The following is a 13,547-nucleotide window of genomic DNA, read 5'->3' on the forward strand; positions in this document are numbered from 1 at the left end:
CGAACCCGGAAGCTAAGCCTTTCAGCGCCGATGGTACTGCAGGGGGGACCCTGTGGGAGAGTAGGACGCCGCCGAACAATCATTGTGGGAAAGCCCCGTGCCGCTGGCACGGGGCTTTTCTGCGTTTTACCCCGGGGAGACCAGGTGGGTGTCGTACGCCAGGATCACCGCCTGGACGCGGTCTCTGGCGCCAGTCTTGGCGAGAACGCGGGATACATGGGTCTTCACTGTTGATTCCGCGAGATGAAGTCGTTCGGAGATCTCGGAATTGGTCCAGCCCTGGCCGATGACCGTGAGGATTTCCAGCTCGCGGCCGGTGAGGCCGGCGATTCGCGGATCCTGGGTGGCCGGTTCGCCCGGCGCGGTCGGCAAGTGCTGGACGTACGCGTCCAGGAGGCGGCGGGTCAGGCTCGGGGCGACCACCGCGTCGCCGAGCGCCACGGCCCGGATTCCCGACAGCAGCTCCTCCGGCAGCGCGTCCTTGATCAGGAAGCCGCTGGCGCCGGCGCGGAGGCCGTCGTACGCGTACCGGTCCAGGTCGAACGTGGTGACGATCAGGACGCGGGTGCGAGAACCGGTCCTGACAATGCGGCGGGTCGCCTCTATGCCGTCCAGGAGCGGCATGCGAATGTCCATCAGAGCCACGTCCGGTTGGTGCCGGGCGACGAGCTGGAGCGCTTCGTGGCCGTTGGCGGCCTCGCCGACGACCGACATGTCGTCCTGGCTCTCCAGCAGCATGCGGAAGCCGAAACGCTGCATCGGCTGGTCGTCCGCGATGAGCACGGTCGTCACGAGGGGGAATCCTCCAGGGGGAGCCGGAGCCGCACCTGCCAGCCGCTGTCGGCGGAGGGGCCGGCTGTCAGTGTGCCGTCGTACAGGGACGCGCGTGCGCGCATCCCTGTGATGCCCTGCCCGGTGCCGGCGGAGGTCCGTTCGTCAGCGGGCAGGGTGCCATTGTCCGTGACGAGGGCTTCGAGCGAGCCCGGCCGGTAGGTCAGAGTGACCTCGGCCGCGAGCGACGGTGAAGCCCCCGCGTGTTTCAGCGTGTTCGTCAGGGACTCCTGTATCACCCGGTAGACGGTCAGCTGGCGGCCCGGGGTGAGCGGACCGGTCGGTGGTGTGCCCCGTACGAGCAGCTGAACCGGCAGGCCGGCCCGGCGTACTCCCTCCAGCAGCGCGTCGATGTCGTCGAGGGTGGGCTGCGGGGTGCGGTCGGCGTCCTCCTGCTGGTCCCGCAGCACACCCAGGAGACGGCGGAGCTCGGCGAGGGCCTGGCGGCTCGTCGTCCCGATGGCTTCCAGCGCCTGGGCCGCGCGCTGCGGGCTGCGGGCCGCCGCGTACGAGCCGCCGTCGGCCAGGCCCGTGATGACGGAGAGGTTGTGGCCGATGATGTCGTGCATCTCCCGGGCGATCCGGGTTCGCTCGGCGGCGGCTGCCAGACGGGCCTGCTGGTCGCGTTCGCGTTCGAGGCGGTCCGCCCGGTCGAGAAGGGCCTCGGTGTACTCCTTGCGCGTACGCACCAGAATCCCCGCCAGAGCGGCCACGGCGAACATCCAGACGTGCGGGAGCAGCAGACGGCTCCAGACCTCCGGAAACCGGGCCGAGGCGATCACCAGCGGTGCGGCGACCAGGGCGCCGGACCAGGCCAGGGTGCGCATCGGGAGGCGTACCGCGATGTTGAAGACCACGATCTCCTGGAGCAGGGATGCCTGGATGACCGCGCCCGTCCACACGTTGGCCAGGGAGAACGGGGCCATGAAGGCGAGCACGGCCAGGGGGCGGGAGCGCCGCCAGAGCAGGGGGACGGAGAACGCCGCGCTCATGGTGAACACCAGCGGCTCCGGCACGTGCCGGTCGACGGCGACCGTGCGCCAGCCGCCGGTGGAGACGTCGAGGACGGCGAACAGCACCCAGAACGTGGCGAGGACACCGTTCCAGAGCGACGGCCGGCGACGGTCGAATGCCCGGATGCGCTGGAACAGGCGCTGTACGTGTGCGGTGAGAGGGGAGGGGGTGGACGGTGGGGCCGGTTCGCGGCCCTCGGTGGTGTCCGCCATTGGAGTCTCCCCGCTACCCGGCAGCGTACGGTTCATGCGTCCCGGCGCCGCAGGAGTACGGCTGCCGAGCCCAGTGTGGCCGAGGCCCACAGGACCAGGGCGAGCAGGGCCGGGCCCGGGGACGCGGCGTCCGGGAGCGGAGTGGCGGAGCCGAGGACGCCTGCGGCCTGGGTGGGGAAGTAGCGGACGGCGGTCTCCACCGCGTCGTACGGGAGTGTGTTCAGCACCTCGGGGAGGATCATCACACCGCCGATGAACGCGCCGATCGCTCCGGGGACCGAGCGCAGGAGTGCGCCGAGGCCCAGGGCGATCAGGCCGAGGAAGGTGGTTCCGGCGGCGTTCCCGGCCACGGCACGCAGTACACCCGGATCGGTGAGGGAGGCGGCCTGCTCCGTGTCGTGCAGGAAGAGCTGGGCGACGACGAAGGTGACCAGTGCGGTCGCGAGCATGGCGGTGAACACGGTGACCGTGAAGACGGCGGCCTTCGCCCACAGCACCGGGAGGCGGCGCGGGACGGCGGTCAGCGAGGCGCGGATCAGGCCCGTGGAGTACTCGCCGGCCGTGACGAGGATGCCGAGGACCACCGTGCAGAGCGAGGCGAGGATCGACCCGTAGAGGACGAGGATGACGGTGTCCATGTCGGAGTCGCCGCCGTCGGGAGTGTAGGTCGTGCCCATGAGGACGCCCACGCCGAGGACGAACACGACGGCCAGGCCCAGGGCGATCCAGCTGGAGCGCAGGGTGCGCAGCTTGTGCCATTCGGAGCGCAGTACCCGGGCGGGTGTGACGCGGTGGGGGTGGGGAAGAGGCGTGGTGGTCATGCGAGGGCTCCGGTCGGTTCGGTGGTGCTGGTCCGGTAGTCGACGGAATCCTGGGTGAGGTCCATGAACGCCTGTTCCAGGGACGCGGTGTGCGGGGTGAGTTCGTAGAGGGGGATGGCGTGGGCGGCGGCGGTGCGGCCGATGTGTTCGGCGTCCGTGCCGCGTACGGTCAGCCGGTCGGAGCCGGGCGTGGCGGTGATGTCGATGCCGGGGCCCCGCAGCAGGTCGCACAGGGTGGCGGCCTGGGGGCTGAGGACGGTGACGGAGTTGCCGCCGGCCGCGGCGGTGAACTCGGTGACGGTGGTGTCGGCGAGGAGGCGGCCCCGCCCGATGACGACCAGGTGGTCGGCGGTCAGGGCCATCTCGCTCATCAGGTGCGAGGAGACCAGGACCGTGCGGCCCTGTGCGGCGAGGTCGCGGAGCAGGGTGCGGATCCAGAGGACGCCCTCCGGGTCCAGGCCGTTGACGGGTTCGTCCAGGATCACGACGGCCGGGTCGCCGAGGAGGGCGGCGGCGATGCCCAGGCGCTGGCCCATGCCGAGCGAGAAGCCCTTGACCCGCTTTCCGGCGACGGCGGTGAGACCGGCGAGGTCCAGGACGTGTTCGACGCGGGTGCGCGGGATGCCGTGGGTGTGGGCGAGCGCCATCAGGTGGTGGAAGGCGGTCCGGCCGGGGTGGACGGAGCGCGCCTCCAGCAGGGCGCCGACCTCGGTGAGCGGCGCGTTGTGGGAGGCGTACGCGCGGCCCCCGATCGTGGCGCGGCCCCGGGTGGGCGCGTCCAGGCCGAGCAGCATGCGCATGGTGGTGGACTTGCCGGCGCCGTTGGGGCCGAGGAAGCCGGTGACCGTGCCCGGGCGGACGGTGAAGTCGAGGTCCTGGACGACGGTGGTGTCCCCGTAACGTTTGGTGAGTGCGTGTGCCCTGATCATGCGGTCGACGCTACGGAGCCGGCGCGGCCCGGTCGTCGGACCGGGGGCGGGGTGTGCGGGGGCGCGTAGTACCGGGGTACGACGGCCGGCGGCCGGTGCGAATCCGTTTGCGTGGCCGCGGGAGCGCAGGTCAGGATCGGTGCATGGACTATGTGATACGGCCGGTGCGCGCCGATGAGTGGCGGTCGGTGAAGGAGCTCCGGCTGGCCGCCTTGCAGGATCCGGCGGCCCCGGTGGCGTTCCTCGAGACGTACGAGCAGGGGTTGAAGCGGTCCGACGAGGCGTGGCGGGAGCGGGCGGTCGACGCCTCCGAGGACGGTGCGGGCGAGGTGCGGCAGTTCGTCGCGGAGGGCCCGGACGGCGTCTGGGCGGGATCGGTGACGGTGCTCGTGGAGGGTCCGGACGCCGAGGCGCGGTTCGGTGGGGCGACGATGGTGAACCAGGGGCACCTGGTCGGCGTGTTCGTGCGGCCGGAGGCGCGGGGAGCGGGGGTGGCGGACGCGCTGTTCCGGGCGGCTGTGGACTGGGCGTGGTCGCTGGAGGAGCCCCGGCTGGAACGCGTACGGCTGTATGTGCACGAGGACAATCCGCGCGCCGAGGCGTTCTACCGGCGGTTCGGCTTCGTGCCGACCGGGGAGACGGTGCCGATGCCGGGTGATCCGACGGCGCGTGAGCTGGAGTACGCGGTGACGCGTCCCTGAGCGGTGCCTCTCACAGGGGGCTGGGTGTCCGGAGCTGTTGTGTCCAGTGTGAGCGGGCCTGTTCCGGGGAACGGAGCAGGGCGATGGTGGACAGGCCCTGGGTCTGGCCCGTTCTCAGCAGCTCGGGCAGCCGGGGCAGGGGGGCGACGGCCGCGATGTCGTCGAGGACGAGCGTCATTGGTGGGTCGAGCCGGCCGTCGGATGACCGTGCGGCCATGCGGCGGCCGTGCTCGACCACGTCTGAGGCGAGCGCGGTGAGCAGGGGCATCGTCCCTGGGCCGGATCGCGGGGTCTCGATGGCTTCCCCCACCACATAGAGGCTGCCCCCTTCGTCCGCGAAGGAATCCAGTGCGAGCGCGTCTGTTCGATTTGGTGTGCAGGCGTCGCGGACGTGGACGGAGGAGAGGGCGCCGAACGCGCGCACCGTCAGTTCCTGGGCCATCTCGCGGCGTTCGGGGTGGCCGGTCAGTGCGGACTCCAGCAGCCCGGCGAGGCCGGGGGCTGCCTTGGGGTGGGTGCGCAGCAGGCGGACCGGTTCGTGGGCGTTGCCGCCGATGGCCCAGCGGTGGACCTGGCGGAAGGGGCGGCCGTCGATGGCGGCGGCGTGCAGCCAGCAGCGCAGGAGGGTCTCGGCGATGTCGGCCGTCGCGGAGTCGACGCGGGCCTGGGGGCGGACGGGGGCGAGCAGGGCGCCTGCGCGGGCTGCGGCCCGGTCGGCCCGTTCGCAGCCGGTGGTGGGCGCCCAGTGCAGCCGGGCCGGGGTGTCGCAGAGGTGGCCGGGGTCGTAGACGAGGACGGGGCCGAGCTTGGCGCGGGCGTCCTTGGTCTCGGCCCAGAGGGTGGGGTCGGAGGTCACGACGAGCACGGGGCCGTCGGCTTCGCGGATGGCCTGGACGGCGGTGGCCCGGCGGGTGGCGGCGGGGCCGTAGAGAACGAGGGGGGTGCGTGGGGAGGGGACGGTTGCGGGGAACGACGGGGCGGTGGTGGGGAACGACGGGGCGGTGGTGGGCGCCGGCTCTGTGAGTGCCGGTTCTGGGGATGCTGGTCCTGGGGGTGCCGGTTCGGTGTGTGCTGCTTCGGCGTGTGCTGCTTCGGCGTGTGCTGCTTCGGTCGGTGTCCGCCGTGTTTCTCGGCCGGTGCGTGCTTCGGGAGCGGCTTCGGTGGGAAGGGCCGCCGTCCGCGGTGCGGTTTCGGTGGGGGGTTCGGCGGGCACGGGGGTCGTCTTGCGGAGGGCGTCGGGGGGGGGCTCGCGCGCGGGGGCCGGATCGGGTCCGTGGGGCGCTGCCTCGTGCGCGGGCTCCCGCCGCTTGCTCCACCGGCCGGGCTTGCGGCCCTTGCCCTGCGCCGCCCGGCGTCGGGCGCGCTCTTCGCGGTATGCCTGTTCGAGGAGGGCCAGTCGCTCCGAGCGTTCCGCGCGGCGGCGGGCCAGTACGGCGCGCCAGCGGGCGATGACGCCCATGACGAACACCGTCAGTACTACGAGCACCATCAGTTCGCCGATGAGCAGGCCCCAGAACAGGCCGTAGCCGGAGAGCTGTTCCGATGGGGTGTGGGGCCAGGCGGCGGGGAGGTCGTGCGGGGCCTCCAGGAGGCGTCGGAGGGCCAGTGGTGTTTCGGTCGGTGTGACTCCGTCGGGCCAGGCGCCGTGGGCCAGGAGGCCGGCGAATCCGGTGGCCGCCCAGGCCAGCAGCGTAAGTCCGAGAAGGAAGGCCAGCAGTCCGACGAGCAGGCCGTCGGGGATGCCGCCCCCCTTGCCGTCGCCGGACCGTCCCCCGTCGCTGCCTGCCATGTCATGCCACCGTTGACTCGGACGACTCGTTCAGTCGCTGCTGGTTCTCGATCCTGGCCGCGCGTTCCTCCGCTTCGAGGTCGGCGGCTCTGACGTCGTCCGGGAGGAGGTCGCTCACGGACGACTCGGTCATGGCGCGGTCGGTGAAGACGAGGGGGCGTTCGGCCTCTGTGATCAGGTGTTTGACGACCTGTACGTTGCCGTTCACGTCCCAGACCGCGATGCCGGGGGTGAGGGTGGGGATGATTTCGACGGCCCAGCGCGGCAGGCCGAGGACGCGTCCGGTGGCTCTGGCCTCGTCGGCCTTCTGAGCGTAGATGGTGCGGGTGGAGGCCATTTTGAGGATGGCGGCGGCTTCGCGCGCGGCTGCGCCGTCTACCACGTCGCTGAGGTGGTGGACGACGGCGACGAAGGAGAGGCCGAGGCGGCGGCCGAACTTGAGCAGGCGCTGGAAGAGCTGGGCTACGAACGGCGAGTTGATGATGTGCCAGGCCTCTTCGACCAGGAAGATGCGCTTCTTGCGGTCGGGCCTGATCCAGGTGTGCTCCAGCCAGACTCCGACGATCGCCATCAGGATGGGCATGGCGATGGAGTTGCGGTCGATGTGCGAGAGGTCGAAGACGATCAGGGGGGCGTCCAGGTCGATGCCGAAGGACGTCGGGCCGTCGAACATGCCGCGCAGGTCGCCGTCGACCAGCCGGTCGAGGACGAGGGCGACGTCCAGGCCCCAGGCCCGTACGTCGTCTATGTCGACGTTCATCGCCTGGGCGGATTCCGGTTCGGGGTGGCGCAGCTGCTCGACGATGTCGGTGAGGACGGGCTGGCGGTCGGTCGTGGTGGCGTTGACGTAGGCGTGGGCGACCTTGAGGGCGAAGCCGGAGCGTTCGTCCAGGCCGTGGCCCATGGCGACTTCGATGATGGTGCGCAGCAGGGCGAGCTGGCCGGTGGTGGTGATGGCCGGGTCGAGCGGGTTGAGCCGGATGCCGCCGTTGAGTGCGGAGGTGGGGTCGAGGCGGATGGGGGTGAGGCCGAGCTCCTGCGCGATGAGGTTCCACTCGCCGACGCCGTCCTCGCCCTGGGCGTCGAGGACGACGACCTGGCGGTCGCGGAAGCGGAGCTGGCGGAGCACGTACGTCTTCTCCAGCGCGGACTTGCCGTTGCCGGACTCGCCGAGGACCAGCCAGTGCGGGGCGGGGAGCTGCTGTCCGTAGAGCTGGAAGGGGTCGTAGATGTAGCCCTTGCCGGAGTACACCTCGCGGCCGATGATCACACCGGAGTCGCCGAGGCCGGGGGCGGCTGTGGGCAGGTAGACGGCCTGGGCCTGGCCGGTCGAGGTGCGGACGGGCAGCCGGGTGGTCTCCACCTTCCCGAAGAGGAAGGCGGTAAAGGCGTCCGACAACGCGGACAGCGGATCTCGCATGGCGTGACTGACCTCCCTCTCGGTGTCGGGGACTGGTGGTTAGCGGCGGATGCCGGTGGCGAACGGCAGGGTGTTGACGAAGGCGCGGTGGTGCTCGCGGTCGCACCATTCGAGCTTCAGGTACGACTTCCCGGCCGAGGCGCGGATGGTCCGCTTGTCGCGGGCGAGGGCTTCGGGGGAGCGGGACGACACGGTGATGTACCCGACCAGGTTGACGCCGGCGGCGCCGCTGGCGAGGTCTTCACCGCGTTGGTCGAGGCGGCCGTGGGCGGCGATGTCGCGGGGGTCGACGGTGCGGTTCATCTTGGCCTGGCGGCTGGCCTCGGCGTCGTCGTTGGTCTTCTCGGTGAGCATGCGCTCGATGGCGATCTCGGTGGGTTCCAGGTCCATGCAGACGGCGACCGTGCGGATGACGTCGGGGGTGTGGACGAGGAGGGGGGCCAGGAAGTTGACGCCGACGGGGGTCATCGGCCACTCCTTCACCCAGGCGGTGGAGTGGCACCAGGGGGCGCGGGTGGACGATTCGCGGGTCTTGGCCTGGAGGTAGGTCGGCTCGACGGCGTCGAGTTCGGCGGGCCAGGCGTTGCGCTTCGTCATGGCCTGGATGTGGTCGATGGGGTGGTCGGGGTCGTACATGGAGTGGACGAGGGAGGCGAGCCGGCTCTGGCCGAGGGGCTGGCGGACCCGGATGTCGGCCTCGGCGAGGCGGGCGCAGATGTCGGTGAGCTCGCGGGCCATGACGACGGCGAGTCCGGCGTCGCGGTCGAGCTTGCGGCCGGTGTGCGGGCGGGCGGCGCGGGCCATGGCGTGGGCCTCGGCGGCGAGCTCGCGGTTGAAGTGCATGCAGGCGACGAGGTAAGCGCGGTGCTGCTCGCTGGAGGTGGAGACCATGGACTGGAGCTGGTCGTAGGAGTCCTGGAGCCAGCGGGGGGAGGACGGGGCGCCGCGCTGGGCGACGTCCTTGGCGTGGGCGTCGGGGTCGGCGGGGAGGGTGCGGGCGAGCATCTGGAGCCGGGTGACGAAGCCGTCCCCGTTCGCGACGTGCTTGAGGAGGGTGCCGAAGCGGTCGACGAGGGCTTCCTGGTCCTCACTGTCGCGCAGCCCGACGCCGGGGCCCTCGATCTCGATGGCGGCGGTGACGGTGCGCCGGTCGGCGTGGAGGAGGACGGCGATCTCGTCGGGGCCGAAGGGGGCCGAGAGCCAGTTGATGCGGCCGATGCCGGGGGGTGGGCCGATCTCGACCTCGCGGCCGTCGGCACGGGTGCCGGCTTCCATGGCGGTGGAGCGGTAGGTGGTGCCGCGGCGCAGGGAGCGCTTGTAGCTGCGGTTGATCTCGAACCACTTGTAGAAGGTCCGGTGCCGGTACGGGACGTAGACGATGGCGATGGCGAGCAGCGGGAAGCCGGTGAGCAGCACGATGCGCAGGGAGAGGACGGGGATGAGCAGGCCGCTCATCATGCCGAGGAACGCGCCGGCGATGATCAGGGCGATTTCGCCCGTCTCACGGTTCTTGCCGACGATCGCGTTCGGCCGGGCGCGGCCGATGAGATACGTACGGCGGGGCGCGATCGGATGGGACTGTGTGCTCAACGCCCGCCACCTCCTGTGCGGTTGTTACCTGTGCTGCCTGGTCCGCCGCGGGTGCCGCGGCTGCTGTGGGGGGTGCCTGCCGTCGGGGCGGAGCCGCTGCGGGGCGGGGGTGCGGCGGAGGGGGCGGATCCGCCGCCGGTTCCGCTTCCGGGGTTGCGGGAGCTGTGGGCGGCGACTCCGCCGCTGACCGGGTTGGCGGGGCGGCCGCCACCGCTGCTGGCGCCCTGGCCGCCGCGGCTGCTGTGGGTCTTGATGCCCTGGGAGACGAGGGCGGCGGGGGAGCTGATCATGGCGGCGGCCTGGGAGCCGTCGGTGGCCTGTTTGCGGTTGGTGCGGGCGCCTTGGATCTCGTCGCCGAAGCCGGGTACGAAGCGGTAGATCATGGCGGAGGCGAAGATGGCCAGCAGGATGATGGCGAGGCCGGAGACGACGGCGGAGAAGGCGTCGGGGCCGTCGTCGGAGGACAGGGCGCCGGCGAGGCCGAGTACGACGACGATGACGGGCTTGACCATGATCACGGCGATCATGATGCCTGCCCAGCGGCGTACGTGTCCCCACATGTTCTTGTCGACGAGGCCGGCGTAGACGGCGGTCCCAAGGAGGGCGCCGACGTAGAGCAGGGCGGCGCGGATGACGAGTTCGAGCCAGAGGATGCCGGCGGCGAGGATGGAGACGAGGGAGACGACGATCAGCATGATCGGTCCGCCGCCGATGTCGGAGTCCTTCTTGAGGGCTTGGGCGAAGGACCCGAAGAAGACGTCGGTCTGGCCGCCGGAGGAGGAGGCGACGACTTCGGTGACGCCGTCGGTGGCGGAGACGATCGTGTAGAGGATGAGTGGGGTGAACGCCGAGGCCAGGACGGTGAGCCAGAGGAACCCGATGGCCTCGGAGATCGCGGTGGTGAGGGGGACGCCGCGGATGGCGCGCTTGGCTACGGCGAGGAGCCAGAGGACGAGTGTGAGGACGGTCGAGGCGGCGAAGACGATGGCGTACTGCTGGAGGAAGCGGGTGTTCGTGAAGTCGACGTTTGCGGTGTCCTTGACCGCGTCGCTGAGCTTGCCCACGATCCACGCGGCGGCGTCGGCGCAGCCCCGCCCGAGCGAGGTGAGCGGATCGAGCGCGGGGTCGGTGCTTGCGGGCGGGGTGGACCTGGGGGAGCTGGAGCTGCCGCCTTCGCAGTAGTCCTTGGCGGGGCCGCGAATGAGGTCACAGGCACTGTTGTCGTCGCTGGGGGTCGGAGACGGTGACGGCGCAGCGACTGCTCTACTGGCCGACAGGATGATGAAGACCTGGACGGAGCTCGCCACCGCCGTGAGCGAGAGGGCGCGGAAGTGCTTACCGGGCATACGTGAACCCTCCGAACTCTTCGACCGCATCAGCCATTTCGTCAGCTGAAGAAGCGGCTTGGTCCCGGCCGACAGGGGCCGGGCCGTCCTTCTGGGTGAAGTCGGTAACCTTCCAGTCTCCGCCCGTCCACTTCAGCTCGAAGGTGTTGGTGAACCAGCTTTCGGCTACGGGGTTCTTGGAGCCGTCGCCGGCCAGGCCGAACAGTGCCGAATACCAGACTGCGACGCTGGCGGTGTCGTCGTCGTATTTCACGACTTTGGTGCCGACCGGGTTGGAGCGGGAGATGAAGACCTGACCCGCCGGCGCGGTGCCCTCCGGGGTAAGACCGATGTTCGCGAGGAAGTCGGCATCGGAGTAGACCTTGTCCAGAGCCTCCTGACGTGCAGCCGCGACTGCTGGGGCGTACACCGCAGAGGTGATGATGTGTCGCTGGGCCCTGTCGAACATGCCGGCCGATCCCAGCGCCACCGCGTAGTTCGCCGCCGCGCTCTCCGCGCCCTGCCGGTCGTGGGCGAAGCCCGAAGGGATCGTGCCGTTCTTGCCCGTCACCGGCTTCGTGCCCGTGGGTGAGGTCGGGGCGGCGTCCGCCTTGCTGCCTGACGTCGTGCCCGACTTGGCGCCCGAGGTGTCGTCGTCGCCGCCCATGTTGGCGAAGGCGATCGCGCCCAGCAGGAGGATCACCACACCGGCGAACGTGATGAGGGAGCGGGAGTTGCGGGCCGGGCGGCGGGGGCCGTAGGGGTCGCCGGTGGGGCCGTCGGGCAGGCGGGTGCGGGTCTGCCGGGTGCCGCCGATCGTGCTGTAGGCGTCACTCGTGCGTCCCGCGTCGTTGCCGTAGCCGTCCTCGTCGCCGAGACTCATGCCGCGTACGCCCCCTCAACCGTTGCTTGAACCACGTGGTGGTACGACGGTAGCCGTGCTGCTCTCCGCGCGGACGCGGTGTGGTGACTCGACATCACGGGTACGCAACCTCTGCCGGTGGGCACGACGGACGGATGGGAGGGGTGGGGCGGACGGGCCCCGTCGGGAATGACGCCCGGTCAGACGGCCATCCCGTAGACAATGGTGAACAGGGTGCCGAGCGATCCGATGATGAACACACCGGTCAGGCCGGCCACGATCAGCCCCTTGCCCTGTTCCGCGCTGAACGTGTCGCGCAGAGCCGTCGCGCCGATCCGCTGCTTGGCCGCGCCCCAGATCGCGATGCCGAGACACAGGAGGATGGCGATCGCCATCACCACCTCGATCATCACGCGAGCCTCGTTGCCCAGGGTCCCGAACGGCCCCCAGTTCGGGGCGATTCCGCCGATGATGGTGGTGATGTCGCCCTTTTCAGCTGCCAGGATCATGTAAGTCACCGCCCCAGTTGGGTAGTTCACCGCCCGTGCCGCATGGCGCGGGTCACTCTCTATCTTCGCTGATGAAACTGGATTCGTACGACGGCTTCACGGCTCTCTTTACCCGGATCTCGCACATTTGACCGGTCTGGCCGCTCTGACCTGCGGATCGAATCGGTGTATGGGCGAAATGTGTATGGTCACTCTGTGTATCACGGAGAGTGACGCCGAGCAATGATCGTTATCGCGCCAGGATGGCCGAGATGTCTCTTGGGGGCCGAATCATGCGCTTCGGGGCGGAGGAGGCGAGGTCGGGGCGCCTGTGGGGCGTAGCAGTGGGTGGCGTGGAGTCGGTGGGCGGGAGGGAGTCTTCCAGTACGACGGTGGCCGGAAGTCGCACCAGGAGCCGTCGAAGGGGAAGGTTCCGGCCTCGGCGAGCTGTGCGACCGTTGTTCCTTCGGTCCGGATCGCGAGTGCTTCCTCGGCCGTCCAGTACGCGGGGTGGCCGGTCTTCTCGGCGAAGGACCGCTCGTCCTTCCAGCTCCAGGTCCGGTCCGGGGCGACGTTGATGTCCAGTTCGTGGTCGGCGATGTCGATGTCCGCGCCGTGGTGCACGCGTCGTTCGAGGTTGACGTACCAGCCGCGGAACTTGTGTCTGCGACCGAAGAGCCAGAGCACCGAGTGGGCCGCCCCCGCGGGCTGGTAGAAGAGGGCGTCTCCCATCGGCCAGCGGTCCGCGACGACGGGGAAGCCCTCGGCCGGGCGCTCGCGGGGGTCGATGTCGCGCAGGTGGGTGACGCCGCGCGGGAGGGCGGCGCGCCACATCGGGGTGCCGGATTTCATCCACACCAGTTGCCCGGCCGACGTGCGTTCGACCAGGCGTACGGGTACGGAGGCGCTGAGGTGGCCGCCTATGAACAGGTTCCAGTGCAGGATCTCGCCCGGTGTGCCGTGTGCGGTGTCCCTGTTGTCCTCTTTCATGTGATTGATCATTCCCGCCGTGCGTCCGCCGGACACGTACGGGCCGCAGCGGACGGGACCCTGACGGGGTGCCGGCCGGTCAGTCGGTGGCGATGCCCCGGCTCGCGAGGACGTCGGTGTCGAACGACATGCCGATTCCGCAGTCGTCCACGCCGCTGATCAGCCGGAGGTTGGGCAGCAGGTCCAGGTCGTCGAGCGACCCCACGTCGAAGAGGTCGTCCTCCCCGTCCCAGACGGGGGCGCACTCCTGGTACACCTCGAGGCCGCCGTCGAGGACCAGCGTCTCCACGGTGGCCAGCAGCTCCGTGCTGATCTCCAGTGCCTCGAAGTGGGCGCGGGCCTCGTCGAGGACGGTGAAGGCGAGGTCGTTCTCGTAGGCGTAGGTCTGCGGGTCCTGGTCGATGCCCTTGGCCTTGAGGCAGTCGGCTATGCGGAAGACCGGGGTGAGCGTCTCGTCGGTGTACATGAGCTGTTCGATGACGAGCAGCTTGAAGTTGAAATCGCGGAATGCGGGCATGCCAGGGATCGTAGCGGCGCCCTCGGACAGTCCGCCGTGGTCCGTCCGAGGGCACCGT

Annotated in this window: 13 protein-coding genes and 1 rRNA gene; 2 read left to right on the plus strand and 12 right to left on the minus strand. The window is 70.4% G+C overall.

Going from position 1 to position 13,547, the window contains the following annotated elements; translation table 11 throughout:
- Positions 1-77: ribosomal RNA gene (rrf, locus tag FKN01_RS28745) — 5S ribosomal RNA — on the plus strand; the annotation flags it as partial.
- Positions 78-126: 49 nt separating this feature from the next.
- On the opposite strand, the gene FKN01_RS28750 is transcribed toward rrf, so the two are convergent.
- Genes FKN01_RS28750 through FKN01_RS28765 form a run of 4 tightly spaced genes read right to left on the minus strand, consistent with a single transcriptional unit; the run spans position 127 to position 3,807 of the window.
- A complete protein-coding gene (locus FKN01_RS28750; protein WP_143625585.1) occupies positions 127-792 on the minus strand; it encodes a response regulator transcription factor in 666 nt (221 codons plus the stop codon).
- Complete coding sequence (locus tag FKN01_RS28755; protein ID WP_185993026.1) at positions 789-2,057, minus strand: sensor histidine kinase; 1,269 nt, start codon at positions 2,055-2,057, stop codon at positions 789-791. The genes FKN01_RS28750 and FKN01_RS28755 overlap by 4 nt, the downstream gene beginning before the upstream one ends.
- Before the next feature lie 32 nt (positions 2,058-2,089).
- On the minus strand, positions 2,090-2,878 hold the full coding sequence (locus FKN01_RS28760) for an ABC transporter permease (RefSeq protein WP_143625587.1): 789 nt from the start codon (positions 2,876-2,878) through the stop codon (positions 2,090-2,092).
- On the minus strand, positions 2,875-3,807 hold the full coding sequence (locus tag FKN01_RS28765) for an ATP-binding cassette domain-containing protein (RefSeq protein WP_143625588.1): 933 nt from the start codon (positions 3,805-3,807) through the stop codon (positions 2,875-2,877). Before FKN01_RS28765 ends, FKN01_RS28760 begins: the two co-directional genes overlap by 4 nt.
- 143 nt (positions 3,808-3,950) lie before the next feature.
- On the opposite strand from FKN01_RS28765, the gene FKN01_RS28770 reads away from it, so the two are divergent.
- Complete coding sequence (locus FKN01_RS28770; protein ID WP_143625589.1) at positions 3,951-4,508, plus strand: GNAT family N-acetyltransferase; 558 nt, start codon at positions 3,951-3,953, stop codon at positions 4,506-4,508.
- A gap of 10 nt (positions 4,509-4,518) precedes the next feature.
- On the opposite strand, the gene FKN01_RS28775 is transcribed toward FKN01_RS28770, so the two are convergent.
- The 8 genes from FKN01_RS28775 to FKN01_RS28810 all read right to left on the minus strand — a co-directional run bounded on the left by FKN01_RS28775 (position 4,519) and on the right by FKN01_RS28810 (position 13,489).
- Entirely contained in the window at positions 4,519-6,297 is a 1,779-nt protein-coding gene (locus FKN01_RS28775) for a type VI secretion protein (protein ID WP_143625590.1), read from the minus strand.
- Between the two features lies 1 nt (position 6,298).
- The gene (locus FKN01_RS28780; protein WP_026171334.1) at positions 6,299-7,717 is read right to left on the minus strand and encodes an ATP-binding protein; all 1,419 of its coding nucleotides are present in this window, start codon (positions 7,715-7,717) and stop codon (positions 6,299-6,301) included.
- A 39-nt stretch (positions 7,718-7,756) separates the two neighbouring features.
- Positions 7,757-9,307, minus strand: coding sequence for an SCO6880 family protein (locus tag FKN01_RS28785; protein ID WP_143625591.1), 1,551 nt, complete (start codon positions 9,305-9,307; stop codon positions 7,757-7,759).
- Positions 9,304-10,653, minus strand: a complete 1,350-nt coding sequence (locus tag FKN01_RS28790; RefSeq protein WP_185993027.1) for a hypothetical protein — start codon at positions 10,651-10,653, stop codon at positions 9,304-9,306. Before FKN01_RS28790 ends, FKN01_RS28785 begins: the two co-directional genes overlap by 4 nt.
- Positions 10,643-11,515, minus strand: a complete 873-nt coding sequence (locus FKN01_RS28795; RefSeq protein ID WP_143625592.1) for a hypothetical protein — start codon at positions 11,513-11,515, stop codon at positions 10,643-10,645. Before FKN01_RS28795 ends, FKN01_RS28790 begins: the two co-directional genes overlap by 11 nt.
- A gap of 179 nt (positions 11,516-11,694) precedes the next feature.
- Positions 11,695-12,003 (minus strand): hypothetical protein, encoded by a 309-nt coding sequence (locus FKN01_RS28800; protein WP_024493027.1) that lies wholly within the window; start codon positions 12,001-12,003, stop codon positions 11,695-11,697.
- 270 nt (positions 12,004-12,273) lie between these two features.
- The gene (locus tag FKN01_RS28805) at positions 12,274-12,972 is read right to left on the minus strand and encodes a DUF402 domain-containing protein (protein ID WP_143625593.1); all 699 of its coding nucleotides are present in this window, start codon (positions 12,970-12,972) and stop codon (positions 12,274-12,276) included.
- 79 nt (positions 12,973-13,051) lie between these two features.
- On the minus strand, positions 13,052-13,489 hold the full coding sequence (locus FKN01_RS28810) for a DUF6892 domain-containing protein (RefSeq protein WP_143625594.1): 438 nt from the start codon (positions 13,487-13,489) through the stop codon (positions 13,052-13,054).
- Positions 13,490-13,547 lie beyond the last annotated feature (58 nt).

The sequence above is a fragment of the Streptomyces sp. 130 genome (assembly GCF_007096885.1).
Taxonomy (GTDB): domain Bacteria; phylum Actinomycetota; class Actinomycetes; order Streptomycetales; family Streptomycetaceae; genus Streptomyces.